The sequence below is a fragment of the Rathayibacter sp. AY1F8 genome, assembly GCF_002932165.1.
Taxonomy (GTDB): Bacteria; Actinomycetota; Actinomycetes; order Actinomycetales; family Microbacteriaceae; genus Rathayibacter.
The window spans coordinates 1-13177 of record NZ_PSVB01000023.1 but is presented as its reverse complement, the minus strand read 5'-3'; the positions used below and the strand labels follow the sequence as shown (position 1 = coordinate 13177).

Genomic DNA, 13177 nt, shown 5'->3' with positions numbered 1-13177 from the left:
CCCGAGGCGGCAGGCGCGTCACTCCTCGGACAGGGTCGATGACCTCGCGAGAGTCTGCCGGCCGCGGCGTCAGCGTTCCGGCCAGGCCTCCCACACTCGACTGAAGGGCGCGGTCAGCTGCTGCCCGTCGTGGCCGATCCTGTGATGCCCCCCGACGTCGTTGCTGTAGCCGCTCGACCAGCCGAGCTCACTGCCGCTCCCGATGCGGTAGCCGACGATGATGCCGTCCTTCCCGGCGGCGATGCTCTCCTCGTAGCGGCCCGCGACGACGTCGAAGACGGTGCGCTCGAGGTCGTCCGCGAGGGCGGTCCACTCGTCGTCGCAGGCGTCGCAGCCGCAGACGGGGTAGTTGAAGCGGTGCAGTGCTCCGGCGTGGAGGAGGACGCCGGGGAAGACGGTCCAAACGATCGTCAGAGGTGCGGCGTCGACCGACCGCGGCGTCACGCGGACGGCGCGGGCGGCCCAGGAGATCTCCGCTTCGTCTCGTGAGGCCAGGGCCGGGTCGTCCTCGACCGTGACGTCGTAGGTGCGCTCGAGGTGCTCGAGCAGGGCGTCCGCGACGGTGTGCAGCGGCTGGAAACGCTCGAGATCTCTCGTGACGGAGTAGCTCTCGTCCGGAGGCGACTCACCCTGCCAGCGAGTGCCGTAGGGGATGGGTCGGCCGTCCTCGCCGATGAAGACGCGGTCCGCGACTGCCGGTCGGGCGTAGTCCGTCATGGACGAGAGGGTACGACGCGAGCCGTCCCGCCGTCAGGTCGGCGACTTCCTGCCGACGGGTGCCGCGCCACCCAGCCGCACGTCCCCCTCCGGATACGCGTCGTGCGAGAAGCACAGCCGCACGCCCGCCGCCTCCACCCGCTCCAGCATCTCGGACGTCCGCTCGTGCGCCCGTGCGTCGTCGCTGATGAACCGCGGCAGCCGGCGCAGGCGCCCGGACCAGCCGAGGAACTCCCTTCCCCACGCCGCGTCCCCGGCCACGAGCACGCGCCCCTCGACGAGCGCCCCGAGGTGACCGCGTGCGTGCCCCGGGAGCGGCACCACGAGCAGCGACCCGTCGCCGAACAGGTCGAATCCGGTCAGCCCCGCGATCGTCGTCGCGGGCTGCTCGTCCGCCACGATCCCGGCCGCGAACCCCGGCGGCAGCAGCGCGCGGAAGATCCCCTCGCGCACGCGGTTCCGCCGCACGGAGGCGACCTGGCCCGAGGACAGCACGAACGTCGCGTCCGGGAACCAGCGCACGCCGCCCACGTGGTCCGGGTGCAGGTGCGTCAGCACCACGAACTCCACGTCGGCCGGGGTCAGGCCGAGGGCGAGCAGCCGCTGGTCGACGGTCTCGTCGTCCGGCACCGTCGCGGGCAGGATCCGCTCGTACAGCCGTCCGATGAGGCCCGTCCCGCGGAACGTCGGCGGGTAGCCCGTGTCCACGAGCACCCGCCGGCCGCTCGCGTGCGTGTAGAGGAAGACGTTCGAGGGGAAGACGCGGCGGGGGAGCCCCTTCCCGCGGAACACCCGGGACAGCGGGAAGACGGTGCTCCCGCACGCCATCACCTGCAGCGACGACTCAGCCACGCGTCCCCCTCAGGTGCTCGCCGACCCGGCGGATGCCCTCGGCCAGCGGCACGGTCGGCTCGTAGCCGAGCTCGGTCCGCGCCCGCGAGATGTCGAGGGTCTGCGCGTAGGCGAGGGTCGCCACGGTGTAGCGGGTGAACGGCGGCTCGCGGCCGGGCAGCAGCCGGTAGACCCGCTCCAGGATCTCGGCGAGCGCGGTCAGCACGCGCAGGTCCACGCGGATGAAGCGCGGCTCCTCGCCCATCGCGGCGAAGAAGCGCTCGAGGAGGTCGCCGAGCGGAGCGGGCTCGCCGTTGGTGATGTTGTAGACGCCGCCGTCGGCCACGGGAGCGTCGGCGGCGAGCACCAGCGCGTGCGCGGCGTTCTCGACGCAGGTGATGTCGACGGGGTTCCGACCGCCGTCGAAGAGGGGGATGCCGCGGCGGCGGCTCGCGGCGACGAAGCGGGGGAGGAGGCTGGGGTCGCCGACGCCGATCAGGCCGCGGGGGCGCAGGATCACGAGCTCGGGGATCCGGCCGGCGCGGTGCGCCTCCTGCAGCAGCCGCTCCGCCTCGATCTTGCTGCGGATGTAGAGGCTCATCCGGCTGCCGGCGTCGACCTCCTCCTCCCGCACCAGGTACTGGTGGCGCCGGGCGGAGTAGATGCTCGGCGAGGAGACGAAGACGAAGCGGCGGATCCCGCAGCGCTCGGCCAGCGCGATCATCGCCTCCGTCCCCGCGACGTTCGCGCGCTCGAACTCGCTCCACGTGCCCCACGGGCTCGAGAGAGCGGCGGCGTGCACGAGCACGTCGGCCTCGACGGTCGTCGCGCCCAGCTCGGCGAGGTCGGCGCGGAGGACCGTGGCGCCCTCCTCCTCCAGCCGCGCCAGCGCCTCGGGGGCGCGACCGGTGGCGAGCACGTCGTCGCCCGAGGCCAGGAACTCGCGCACCGCGTAGCCGCCGAGGAAGCCCGTCGCCCCGGTGATCAGCACGCGGCGCCGGCGCTCATCGGACATCGACGACCTCCAACCCGCGCTTGCGGCCCCAGTACCAGAGCACGATCCCCAGGTACCCGAGCGCCTTGCCCTTCCGGATCGACATCAGCACGACCGCGTCCTTGTCGAGCAGCGCCTCGCTCCGCCCGATCACCTGGCAGACCTTCAGGTGCAGCTCCAGGTCCTCGTCGGTGTCGTCGATGCTCGAGCGCGGGAAGCCGTCGACCTGGAGGTACAGCGCGGCGTCGATCGCGAGGTTGCAGCCGGCGGCCATGAACATCCGGTACCGCTGGCCGGGGCGGCGGTAGAAGACGCCCGGGGCGTGCTCCATCAGGCGGATCAGCGCGGTGCCGAGCACGCCGTCGTACCAGCGGTAGACGGCTTCGTCCCGCCGCGGGGACAGGCGGCCGCCGACGAAGCGGGCGCCGCCGCGGAGGTCGGCCTTGAGGCGCGCCACCCAGTCGGCGCTCGGCAGGCAGTCGGCGTCCGTGCGGGCGACGGCCGTCGCGCCCTCGGCGATCGCGTGGCGGAAGCCGGTGTCGGAGGCGGCTCCCGTGCCCTTCTGCGCCTCGTCGATCACGGCGACCTGCCGCTCCGGGCACCGGCGGCGGAACTCCTCGATCACGGCGCGCGAGCCGTCGGTGCTGCCGTTGTCGACGAGCAGGAGGGTGAAGTCCGGATCGGTCTGGCGGGCGAGCGCGTCGAGGGCGCCGCCGAGCAGCTTCTCCTCGTCGAGGAAGGGCACGACCACCCAGAAACCGCGCGCGTCCATCCGTCCCCCGCTCCGGGACCATGGTGTCGGCGGGGGCCCGTGCCGTCAAACCGCGCCGAACAGTGCGCGCGGAGGTGCAGAGGCGCGCTATACAGGGATTCGCTCCGCACGTCCCGGGGCAGGAAGGGGCCCGCGTGCCCGACCTCCTCCCGCTCCGCATCCTCGGCACGGGCGAAGCGCTGCCCGAGCGGATCGTCACGACCGCCGAGGTCGCCGCGCTCTGCGGCCTGCCCTCCGACGAGGCCGAGCGCCGCTCCGGCGTGCGCACCCGCCACTGGGTCACCGACGACGAGGACCCGCTGGAGCTCGGCCTGCTCGCCGCCCGCCGGGCGCTCGCGGCGGCCGGGCTCGACACGGTCGACGTGGTGCTCAACGCCTCGGGCACTCAGCTGCAGGCGATCCCGGACGGAGGCGCGCTGCTCGCGGCGGGACTCGGCCTCGACGACGTCTCGGCGTACAGCGTCGGCGCCACCTGCCTGTCGTTCCTCTTCGCTCTGCAGGAGGCGGGGTTCCTCCTCGCCACGGGTCGCGCCGACACCGTGCTCATCGTCTCGACCGACTGCGGCAGCCGCGGCATCGACCCGGGCCAGCCCGAGAGCGCCCTGCTCTTCGGCGACGCGGCCGCCGCCGTCGTGATCGGCCGCGCCGAGACTCCGGGCCAGGGCCTGGTCACCACGCACTTCCGCACCCGCCCGAGCGGTGTGCGCCACGCGGAGCTGCGCGGCTTCGGCTCGCGGATCCGGATCGAGGAGGCGCCCGACCGGCTCGCCGACTTCCGCTTCGACATGCAGGGCAAGGCGCTGCTCGTCGACGCGCTGCGGCACTTCCCGGCGTTCCTCGAGGAGGTGCGGCCCGGTCTCTCGAGAGGGCTCCCCGGCATCGACCGGGTGGTCCCGCACCAGACCAGCGCCGCCGGGCTCGAGGGCATGGCCCGCCTCTGGGGTCGCGACCGGATGACGATCACGCTCGGCGAGGTCGGCAACACGATCGGCAGCGCGATCCCGCTTGCCCTGCACCGCTCGCGCGTGCAGCCGGGGGAGTCGGTGCTGCTGGTGGGCACGGGCGCGGGCACGCACTACGGCGCGGTGGTCCTGCAGGCGTGAGCGGTGGCAGCGCCTAGCCGAGGAGCGACAGGGCCGAGAGGCCGAGGAACGGCGCCATCACCACGAGGCAGACCGCGGCGGACAGCAGGAACCCGTGGAAGGAGTCCCGCCCGCCGACCAGACGGGCGAGCAGTCCCGTGACCAGCGGTGGGAGCAGGAACAGCAGCAGCCACGGAGCCAGGACGTCCGCGCTCGGCGCCGTCCAGTCGGGCTGGTCGTCGCGGTCGAGCGGAGGAAGCCGCACGAGGAGGAACGCGGCCGTGAGGACGATCGCGGGGAGAACCGACAGGCAGGTGAGCGTGATCGCGGTGAACCTCGCCCCGTCGTCCCGGGAGTACCGGGCACGGTCGGGGTCGGGCGCAGGCCCCCGATCAGTGTCCTCGTCCCAGCCCGGACTGCTGAATCGGATGCGTCCCATGAGGCGATCATGCCGTTCCGGAGCGGGGTCGCGTTGCGGCCGACGAGACCTCCGTCATCCCCGCCGCTCGACCAGTGCCCGCAGCGCGTCGCGGACGAACCGGGCGCCGGCGACTCCGCCGTAGTGCGCCGAGAACCGCTCGTCGTCGACGTACATCTCGCCGAGCCCGAGCAGGTACTCGTCGCTCGGGCCGCCGGTCGCGTCGCGGGGCGTGCCCGGCACCTCGGCGAGCCAGGCGCGGTGCCGCTCGGCCAGCGCGAGCGCCTCCTCACCGGTCGGATCCGCCCCGCTCGCCGCCGCGGCGGTCCAGGCGTCGGCGAGGTCCGCCTGCCGCCGCTGCCACTGCTCGCGGTCCTCCGCGCTCATCGAGCGCCACCAGCGGTCGCCGTCGGCGTACGCCGGGGCGCCCCAGCATCGCTCCACCTCCTCGCGGTGCTCCGCGTGGTCGAACCCGTCGAACATGTCCTCGGCCATCGGCCCGTTCCCTTCTCTCATCGTGGTGATCGTCCCGGCGACCGCCCGGATGCGGCGGTCGAGCCGTCGGCGCTCCTCCTGGAGCACGTCGAGGTGCCGCTCGAGAGCGGCCACAGGCTCCGCGTCGCGCCGCAGGATCCGCCCGATCTCGGGCAGCCCGAGACCGAGGTCGCGCAGCAGCAGGATCCGCTGCAGCGTCACGAGCGCGGCGGCGTCGTAGTAGCGGTAGCCGTTCGCGCCCACCCGGCTCGCCGGGAGCAGTCCCTCGGCCCCGTAGTGCCGCAGCGTCCGGCTGGTCGTGCCGGCCAGCCGCGCCACCTCGTGCACGGACCACTCCTGCTCCACAGTGCCCTCTGTCTCCGCGTCGCCGGTGACTCCGGCGGCGATGGAAGCGACGGTACGGGTTGACGCAGCGTCAACGTCAAGCGGCGGGAACGGATCCGCTAGCGGGCGCCGATCCTGCGGGTTCCCACCCGGAGGACGAGCTCGGTCACCGGCACCGCGGCGATCGAGCAGCAGGCGGCGGGCACCACGGTCAGCAGCGCGACGACGGCGTCCGTCCCGTCGCCCGCGTCGGTCCACGCCGCGATCGAGACCACGATCCAGGCGATCGCGAGGATGCAGACGGTGGAGGCCGATCAGAGGACCGGCCAGGGCGCGCGACCCCGTCCCGCGGAGTAGGGGAGCCCGCCGACGGCCGCCGTCACGGCGGTCGCCAGAAGCGCTCGGGCCAGCGGGAGGAGCAGATCGCCAACGTCCCGGCCGGTGTCGAGGGAGGACAGGGCGAACAGGACCGAGGTCGTCGCGAGCGAGAGGACGCCGGCGACGGCGACGAGCGTCAGCAGGGTCCGGATCAGGAGCCTCACCGGTCGCGTCCGGCGAGGAACGCGCCGCGCTCCTCCAGCAGCCGCCGCAGGTGCCGGTCGAGCACCAGCCGCTCCGCGATCCGCCCGAGGACGCCGAGCGGCGCGGAGTACTCGAGCCGGTCGATCATCACGGAGCCGGAGCCGTGGGGCTCGAATCGGTGCTCGTGCCGGAAGGTCGCGAAGGGCCCGCGGGTCTGCTCGTCGACGAAGGAGTGCGGGGCGTCGAGCGCGGTGACGGTGCTGGTCAGCCGGAGCGGGACGCCGAAGTGCCGGGCGCTCCAGGTCACGTGCTCGTTCAGGCCGATCAGCCCGGTGGTCGTCCCGGACACCGCGCGCTCGCGAGCGCCGGCCTGCGAGGCGGTGTGCAGGTCGATGTCGCGCGCCCGGTCGAACATCTCGGCGGCCGGGCGGGCGGAGCGGGTCACGACCTGGAGGAGCACGGTGTCGATCCTGCCCGCCGCGCCTGCAGCCGGCCGCGGACGCGCCGGTCCGCCCGCCTCACCAGCTCGTCACCACGGTCCGCGTGATCACCCACCCCTCGTCGCGGCGGACGAGGCGGCTCGTCAGCTGGAGCCGCCAGGTCGCGTGCAGGCGGCCGATGGTCGCCTCGGTGATGGTGCGGGAGGAGAGCACCGGGTGCGCGGCGCCGCCCGAGAGGGCGCTCTCGACGTGGTCGATCTCGTGGTACTCCTTGCGCGCCTCGTCGATGTCGGCGAGCCACTCCTCCCGCGACTGCACCAGGCCGGTCGGGTGCTCGATCACGAAGCGCTCGTCGAGCAGCGCCTCGAGCGCGGGCAGGTCCACCAGCTCCAGCGCGTCGAAGAGGGCGGCGTGCACCGCGGTCGGGCCGTCGTCCTCCAGCTCGTCGCCCGTGCCGGCGGTCCCGTCGCCGCTCATGCCGGCGGTCCCGTCGTCGCGCGGCGGACGAGCTGCGTCGGCAGCTGCACGTGCAGCGAGCGCGGCTCGCGCCCGGCCATCAGCGCGATCAGCATCTCGGCGGCGGTCGCTCCGAGCGTCTGCATCGGCTGGCGGACGGTGGTCAGCGGCGGATCGAAGCGAGCGGCCTCGGGCACGTCGTCGAAGCCGATCACCGACAGGTCGTGGGGCACGGCGAGGCCCAGGTGCGCGGCGGTCTCGATGATCGCGAGCGCCGAGACGTCGTTGGCGGCGAAGACCGCGGTCGGGCGGTCGGCCAGCGACAGGAGCGAGGAGGCGGGCCGCCGGGCGGTGTCGCGGTGGTAGTTGCCCACCCGCAGCAGGCGCTCGTCGAAGGCGATGCCGGCCTCCGCCAGCGCCGCCCGGTAGCCGGCCTCCCGCAGCCGCGCCGAGCGCAGGTCGCCGCGGCCCGCGACGAAGCCGATGCGGCGGTGCCCGAGGGCGACGAGGTGGCGGGTGGCGAGCAGGGCGCCGCCGAAGTTGTCGGACTCGACGGTCGGCAGGTCGGCGCGGCCGGTGTGCGGGTCCACGGCGACGAGCGGGATGTCGGAGGGGGCGCTCACCACGCTCGGTGTCACCATGATCGCCCCGTCGATGAGGGTGCCGCTGAGCCGGCTGAGCGAGCGCCGCTCCCAGCCCTCCTGCTCGCCCTCGTGGGAGCCGGAGTAGGCGAGCAGGTCGAACCGCGACTCCGCCAGCACCGACCCCACGCCCTTCAGGATCTCGGCGCTGAACGGCTCGAACCCCGCGACGAGCACGCCGATCACGCCCGTGCGCCGGGAGCGCATGCTGCTCGCGACGAGGCTCGACTCGTAGCCGAGCTCGCGCACGACCTCGAGCACGCGGGTGGCGGTGGAGGGGGCGATGCCGTAGCGGCCGTTCACGGCTTTGGACACCGTCGCCACCGAGACGCCGGCGGCAGCGGCGACGTCGTGGATGGTCGGTCGGGTGGTCATGTGGCCGACTGTAACCCGTGCTTCGAAAACCATTTCGAAAACGTTTGACCACTTTCGCAAGCACTGCGGACACTGACTCCACCCGCGAAGGCGGGAACCCCCACGGCGCCGGTGCGCCAGGCGGCGCCCTCGATGAAGAGAACGGTTGGACGATGAAGTTCAGGAAGATCGCAGTGGCGACAGCAGCCCTGCTCGGCACGGTCGCGGCCCTCACCGGCTGCTCGGGCCAGGACTCGGGATCGAGCGACGGCACCGTCGCGATGACCCTCTGGCAGAACTCGACCACGGGCCCCGGCCAGGAGTTCTGGGACAAGACGATCGCGGACTTCGAGGCCGCGAACCCCGGAGTGACCATCGAGTCGCAGGCCATCCAGAACGAGGACCTCGACGGCAAGCTCCAGACGGCGCTCAACTCGGGCGACGCCCCCGACGTCTTCCTCCAGCGCGGAGGCGGCAAGCTCGCCGCCATGGTCGCGGGCGGACAGCTGAAGGACCTCACCGACGGCATCTCGGACCAGGCGCGCAGCGAGATCCCCGAGGGCTCGTTCTCGGCGAACACCCTCGACGACAAGGTCTGGGCGATGCCGGTCGCCGTCCTCCCGGGCGGCCTGTTCTACAGCCAGGACCTCTTCACGGCGGCGGGCGTCACCGAGACGCCGAAGACCATCGACGAGCTCGACTCGGCGATCACGAAGATCAAGGGCAGCGGAGCCCAGGCCGTCGCGCTCGGCGCGAAGGACGCCTGGCCCGCCGCGCACTGGTACTACTTCTTCGCGCTCCGCGAGTGCAGCGCCGACACCATGGCCGAGGCGGCCGACACCAAGGACTTCTCGGACGACTGCTGGGTCCGCGCGGGCGAGGACCTGCAGGACTTCTCGGCCACCGAGCCGTTCAACGAGGGCTTCCTCACCACCGCCGCCCAGCAGGGCGCGGGCAGCTCGGCCGGACTCCTCGCCAACCACCAGGCGTCGATGGAGCTCATGGGCGCGTGGAACCCCGGCGTGATCGCCTCCCTCACCCCCGACGAGAAGCCGCTGCCCGACCTGGGCTGGTTCCCGTTCCCCGAGATCGACGGCGGCGACGGCGAGGCCGGCGCGATCATGGGCGGTGTCGACGGCTACTCCTGCTCCGCGGGCGCTCCCGACGAGTGCGTCGACTTCCTCAACTACCTGGCCACCTCCGACGTGCAGAAGGAGTACTACGCGGCCTTCAACGCGCCCCCGGTGAACACCGTGGCGCAGGAGGCGGTCACCGAGCCGTACCTGCAGCAGATCCTCGAGGCCTACAACTCGGCCCCGTACGTCTCGCAGTGGCTCGACACCGTCTACGGCCTCAACGTCGGCAACGCGCTGAACGTCGGAGTCGTCGACCTGCTGGCCGGCAAGAGCGACCCCGAGCAGCTGGTCGAGGCCGTCAACGCCGCCGCGGCGAAGGCCTAGCCACCATGGCACTCCGCGAGAGCCCGCTCCTCGGAGTGGATGAGCCCCGCGGGACCGCGCGCACCGGAGGCGTCACCTCGACGCCTCCGGTGCGCCGGCGCCGCCGCAGCGTGGGCTGGGCGGGGCGCTTCGAGATCGCGCTCCTGGTCGGCCCGGCGCTGATCGTCTTCCTCGCCTTCGTGATCTTCCCGGTCGTGATGGCGGCCTACTACGGCTTCTTCAGCTGGCAGGGCTACGGAGTGCCGACGGACTTCGTCGGCTTCCGCAACTACCTGACGATCCTGCAGGACCCCACCTTCCACGACGCCCTCGCGCACAACGGCATCATCGTGGTGCTCTCGCTCGTGCTCCAGGGGCCGGTCGCGATCCTCCTGGCGCTGCTGCTGAACCGCAAGCTGCGCGGGCAGTCGATCATCCGCGTCCTGATCTTCGTGCCGTACGTGATCTCGGAGGTCGTCGTCGGCACCGGCTGGAGCCTGATGCTCCAGACCAGCGGCGCGGTCAACGGCCTGCTCGAGAAGGTCGGCCTCGGCACGCTGAAGCAGGACTGGCTCTCGGATCCGGCGATCGCGATCTGGACGCTGATGCTGATCATCACGTGGAAGTACATCGGCTTCGCCGTGATCCTCTTCCTCGCGGGTCTGCAGGGCATCCCCGAGGAGCTGTCCGAGGCCGCGGCCATCGACGGCGCCTCCTACTGGCAGGTGCAGCGGCGGATCACCCTGCCCCTGCTCGCGCCGACCCTGCGGATCTGGGCGTTCCTGTCGATCATCGGCGCACTGCAGCTGTTCGACCTCGTCTACATCATCTGGGGCCAGTACGTGTCCTCGACCGCGGGCACCTCGACCATGGCGATCTACTTGGTCACCAACGGCCGCAACGCCGGCAACTACGGGTACGGGAACGCCGTCGCGGTGGTCCTGTTCCTGATCTCGCTCGTGGTGGCGCTGCTCTACCAGCGCTTCGTGCTCCGGCGCGACACGGCGGGCGCACTGACGGGAGACAAGCGATGACCGGCACGACGATGACGGCCCCGCCGATCACTCCGGAGACCCCTCGGCCTCTCGCGGTGAAGCGGCGCCGGCAGCCCCTGGGCCGCGGCACCACGATCGCCTACGTCGTGGCGATCGTCGTGATCGCGCTGATGCTCGCCCCGGTGGCGTACATCATCCTCGGCGGCTTCCGCACGAACGCGCAGATCACCACCGACCCGGCGGGCCTGCCCTCGCCGTGGAACGTGCAGAACTACCTCGACGTGATCACCGGCGGCGTCTTCTGGCAGGAGGTCGGCAACTCCACCATCGCCGGCCTCGCGACGACGCTCGGCGTGGTCGTGCTCGGCCTGAGGGCGAGCTACGTCCTGGCCCGCTACGACTTCACCGGCCGGGGCGTGTTCTACGCGCTCTTCGCCGCCGGCCTGATGTTCCCGATGACCGTGGCGATCACTCCTCTCTACCTGGTGATCAAGAGCCTCGGCCTGATGAACTCGCTCGCCGGAGTGGTGCTGCCGCAGATCGCGTTCGGCCTGCCGACCACGATCATCATCCTGGTGCCGTTCCTCCGCGCGATCCCGGACGAGATCCAGGAGGCGGCCTTCATCGACGGCTGCAGCCGGATCGGCTTCTTCTTCCGGATGGTCGTGCGCCTGGCGATGCCCGGCGTGATCACCACGGGGATCCTCGCGTTCATCGCGAGCTGGAACAGCTACCTGCTGCCCCTGTTCATCCTCAACAACGAGTCCACCTTCACGCTCCCGCTCGGAGTGCAGGCGTTCTCGTCGCAGTACTCGGTCGACACGGCGAAGGTGCTCGCCTTCGTGTCGCTGTCGATGATCCCGGCGCTGATCTTCTTCAGCGTCTTCGAGCGCCGCATCGTCGGCGGGCTGACGGGGGCGGTGAAGGGATGAGCGGATCGATCCGCCCGTCCGCCGCGTCCCCCGTTCCGTCCGCACCCGTCGCCCCACCCGCAGAGAGGGTCGCACCGTGACCGCACCGCACGCACCAGAGGACCCCCAGGCTCCGTCCGCCCGCACCACCGAGCTGCTGGGCCGGATGACGCTGGAGGAGAAGCTCTCCCAGCTGGTCGGCTACTGGGTCGACCAGGGCGGCGAGGTCGTCGCCCCGCTCGCCGGCGAGATGGCCACCTCGACCGGGTACGCCGAGGCGACCCGCGAGGGGATCGGCCAGCTGACCCGCGTCTACGGCACGCGCCCCGTCGATCCACTCGAGCGCGCCCGCTGGCTGTGGGCGGAGCAGCGCCGGCTCGTCGAGGAGACGCGGCTGGGCATCCCGGCGATCGTCCACGAGGAGTGCCTGACCGGGCTCGCCGCCTGGCAGGCCGCGACGTTCCCGACTCCGCTCGCCTGGGGCGCCTCCTTCGACCCGGAGCTCGTGGCCGAGCTCGGCGCCGTGATCGGCGGCTCGATGCGCGAGCTCGGGATCCACCAGGGTCTGGCGCCCGTGCTCGACGTGATCCGCGACCCCCGCTGGGGCCGGGTCGACGAGTGCATCGCCGAGGACCCGTACGTCGTCGGCACGATCGGCACCGCGTACGTGCAGGGGCTGCAGTCCACCGGCGTCGACGCGACGCTGAAGCACTTCATCGGCTACTCCGCCTCCCGCGGCGGCCGCAACCACGCGCCGGTGCACGCCGGACCGCGCGAGATCGCGGACGTGCTGCTGCCGCCGTTCGAGATGGCGATCCGCGACGGGGGCGCCCGCTCGGTGATGAACTCCTACGCCGAGATCGACGGGGACCCGGTCGGAGCGACGCCCGCCTACCTCACGGGCGTGCTGCGCGAGCGTTGGGGCTTCGACGGCGTGGTCGTCGCCGACTACTTCTCGGTCGCGTTCCTCCACCTCATGCACGCGGTCGCCGCCGATCTGGGCGAGGCGGCCGAGCTGGCGCTCGCCGCGGGGATCGACGTGGAGCTGCCCACGGGCGACGCGTTCCTCGCTCCGCTGGCCGCGCGCATCCGAGCCGGGGAGGCCGACGAGGCGCTCGTCGACCGGGCCGTGCTGCGGGTGCTCGCGCAGAAGGAGCGGCTCGGACTGCTCGACGCGCGCTTCGACGACGCCCCCGAGTCGATCGACCTCGACTCGCCGGCCCACCGCGACATCGCCCGCCGCCTGGCCGAGGAGTCGGTGGTGCTGCTCGCGAACGACGGCGTCCTGCCGCTCGCTGCGCCGCGCCGCCTCGCGCTGATCGGCCCCAACGCCGACAGCGCGCCCGCGCTCATGGGCTGCTACTCCTTCGCCAACCACGTGCTGGCGCACCACCCGGGCGTGCCGCTGGGCTTCGAGATCCCGACGGTCGCGGACGCGCTGGCCGACGAGTTCGGCTCGGCCGAGCTGCTGCTCGCCGAGGGCTGCTCGGTCGAGGGGGACGACGACTCCGGGATCGCCGAGGCGGTCCGGGCGGCCGCCGACTCCGATGTGGCGATCGTGGTCGTCGGCGACCGGGCGGGCCTGTTCGGCCGCGGCACGGTCGGCGAGGGCAACGACGTCGAGAGCCTCGAGCTCCCGGGCCGCCAGCGCGAGCTGGTCGAGGCCGTCGTGGCGACGGGGACCCCGGTCGTGCTCGTGCTGCTGACCGGCCGCCCCTACGCCGTGGGCTGGGCGCTCGACGGGCCGTCGGCTCCCGCCGCCGTGCTGCAGGCGTTCTTCCCGGGG

At 72.6% G+C, this 13177-nt stretch carries 16 protein-coding genes; 5 read left to right on the top strand and 11 right to left on the bottom strand.

All coding sequences use genetic code 11. The features are described from left to right. Positions 1-69: 69 nt before the first annotated feature. The 4 genes from C5C35_RS14120 to C5C35_RS14105 are packed head-to-tail and all read right to left on the bottom strand — an operon-like array spanning position 70 to position 3314. Entirely contained in the window at positions 70-717 is a 648-nt protein-coding gene (locus C5C35_RS14120; protein ID WP_104263376.1) for a DUF6226 family protein, read from the bottom strand. Between the two features lie 33 nt (positions 718-750). Next, positions 751-1569 carry an MBL fold metallo-hydrolase gene (locus tag C5C35_RS14115; RefSeq protein WP_104263375.1) on the bottom strand — a complete coding sequence of 273 codons (819 nt, stop codon included), beginning with the start codon at positions 1567-1569 and terminating at the stop codon, positions 751-753. Beyond that, a complete protein-coding gene (locus tag C5C35_RS14110; protein WP_104263374.1) occupies positions 1562-2563 on the bottom strand; it encodes an NAD(P)-dependent oxidoreductase in 1002 nt (333 codons plus the stop codon). The genes C5C35_RS14115 and C5C35_RS14110 overlap by 8 nt, the downstream gene beginning before the upstream one ends. Continuing rightward, positions 2553-3314 (bottom strand): glycosyltransferase, encoded by a 762-nt coding sequence (locus C5C35_RS14105; RefSeq protein WP_104263373.1) that lies wholly within the window; start codon positions 3312-3314, stop codon positions 2553-2555. Before C5C35_RS14105 ends, C5C35_RS14110 begins: the two co-directional genes overlap by 11 nt. Before the next feature lie 134 nt (positions 3315-3448). On the opposite strand from C5C35_RS14105, the gene C5C35_RS14100 reads away from it, so the two are divergent. Continuing rightward, positions 3449-4417: a 3-oxoacyl-ACP synthase III family protein gene (locus C5C35_RS14100; protein ID WP_219814180.1), complete on the top strand. Its 969-nt coding sequence runs from the start codon at positions 3449-3451 to the stop codon at positions 4415-4417. A 13-nt stretch (positions 4418-4430) separates the two neighbouring features. Here the strand turns inward: C5C35_RS14100 and C5C35_RS14095 are convergent, their stop codons facing one another. From C5C35_RS14095 to C5C35_RS14070, 7 genes are all read right to left on the bottom strand, one after another. Beyond that, positions 4431-4835, bottom strand: coding sequence for a hypothetical protein (locus C5C35_RS14095; RefSeq protein ID WP_104263371.1), 405 nt, complete (start codon positions 4833-4835; stop codon positions 4431-4433). Positions 4836-4889: 54 nt separating this feature from the next. Continuing rightward, entirely contained in the window at positions 4890-5636 is a 747-nt protein-coding gene (locus C5C35_RS14090; protein ID WP_258066364.1) for a TipAS antibiotic-recognition domain-containing protein, read from the bottom strand. A 116-nt stretch (positions 5637-5752) separates the two neighbouring features. Continuing rightward, the gene (locus tag C5C35_RS17050) at positions 5753-5908 is read right to left on the bottom strand and encodes a hypothetical protein (protein ID WP_181134108.1); all 156 of its coding nucleotides are present in this window, start codon (positions 5906-5908) and stop codon (positions 5753-5755) included. A gap of 39 nt (positions 5909-5947) precedes the next feature. Continuing rightward, the gene (locus C5C35_RS14085; protein ID WP_104263369.1) at positions 5948-6175 is read right to left on the bottom strand and encodes a hypothetical protein; all 228 of its coding nucleotides are present in this window, start codon (positions 6173-6175) and stop codon (positions 5948-5950) included. Next, positions 6172-6615, bottom strand: a complete 444-nt coding sequence (locus tag C5C35_RS14080; protein WP_258069075.1) for an SRPBCC family protein — start codon at positions 6613-6615, stop codon at positions 6172-6174. Before C5C35_RS14080 ends, C5C35_RS14085 begins: the two co-directional genes overlap by 4 nt. A gap of 58 nt (positions 6616-6673) precedes the next feature. Next, the gene (locus C5C35_RS14075) at positions 6674-7072 is read right to left on the bottom strand and encodes a nuclear transport factor 2 family protein (protein ID WP_104263368.1); all 399 of its coding nucleotides are present in this window, start codon (positions 7070-7072) and stop codon (positions 6674-6676) included. Further along, positions 7069-8067, bottom strand: a complete 999-nt coding sequence (locus C5C35_RS14070) for a LacI family DNA-binding transcriptional regulator (protein WP_104263367.1) — start codon at positions 8065-8067, stop codon at positions 7069-7071. Before C5C35_RS14070 ends, C5C35_RS14075 begins: the two co-directional genes overlap by 4 nt. Before the next feature lie 152 nt (positions 8068-8219). Between C5C35_RS14070 and C5C35_RS14065 the strand changes: the two genes are divergently transcribed. The 4 genes from C5C35_RS14065 to C5C35_RS14050 form a co-directional block, all read left to right on the top strand. Next, a complete protein-coding gene (locus C5C35_RS14065) occupies positions 8220-9506 on the top strand; it encodes an ABC transporter substrate-binding protein (protein ID WP_104226346.1) in 1287 nt (428 codons plus the stop codon). Between the two features lie 5 nt (positions 9507-9511). Continuing rightward, positions 9512-10519: a carbohydrate ABC transporter permease gene (locus tag C5C35_RS14060; RefSeq protein WP_104263366.1), complete on the top strand. Its 1008-nt coding sequence runs from the start codon at positions 9512-9514 to the stop codon at positions 10517-10519. Next, positions 10516-11412, top strand: coding sequence for a carbohydrate ABC transporter permease (locus C5C35_RS14055; protein ID WP_104263365.1), 897 nt, complete (start codon positions 10516-10518; stop codon positions 11410-11412). Before C5C35_RS14060 ends, C5C35_RS14055 begins: the two co-directional genes overlap by 4 nt. A gap of 145 nt (positions 11413-11557) precedes the next feature. Beyond that, a partial coding sequence (locus C5C35_RS14050; protein ID WP_104263364.1) for a glycoside hydrolase family 3 protein occupies positions 11558-13177 on the top strand: 1620 nt, incomplete at its 3' end.

Excerpts from the sequence above, each read along its gene's own strand:
- C5C35_RS14120 (WP_104263376.1), bottom strand. The coding sequence starts at position 717 with ATGACGGACTACGCCCGACCGGCAGTCGCGGACCGCGTCTTCATCGGC.
- C5C35_RS14070 (WP_104263367.1), bottom strand. The coding sequence starts at position 8,067 with ATGACCACCCGACCGACCATCCACGACGTCGCCGCTGCCGCCGGCGTC.
- C5C35_RS14065 (WP_104226346.1), top strand. The coding sequence starts at position 8,220 with ATGAAGTTCAGGAAGATCGCAGTGGCGACAGCAGCCCTGCTCGGCACG.
- C5C35_RS14055 (WP_104263365.1), top strand. The coding sequence starts at position 10,516 with ATGACCGGCACGACGATGACGGCCCCGCCGATCACTCCGGAGACCCCT.
- C5C35_RS14105 (WP_104263373.1), bottom strand. The coding sequence starts at position 3,314 with ATGGACGCGCGCGGTTTCTGGGTGGTCGTGCCCTTCCTCGACGAGGAG.
- C5C35_RS14095 (WP_104263371.1), bottom strand. The coding sequence starts at position 4,835 with ATGGGACGCATCCGATTCAGCAGTCCGGGCTGGGACGAGGACACTGAT.
- C5C35_RS14060 (WP_104263366.1), top strand. The coding sequence starts at position 9,512 with ATGGCACTCCGCGAGAGCCCGCTCCTCGGAGTGGATGAGCCCCGCGGG.
- C5C35_RS14110 (WP_104263374.1), bottom strand. The coding sequence starts at position 2,563 with ATGTCCGATGAGCGCCGGCGCCGCGTGCTGATCACCGGGGCGACGGGC.
- C5C35_RS14075 (WP_104263368.1), bottom strand. The coding sequence starts at position 7,072 with ATGAGCGGCGACGGGACCGCCGGCACGGGCGACGAGCTGGAGGACGAC.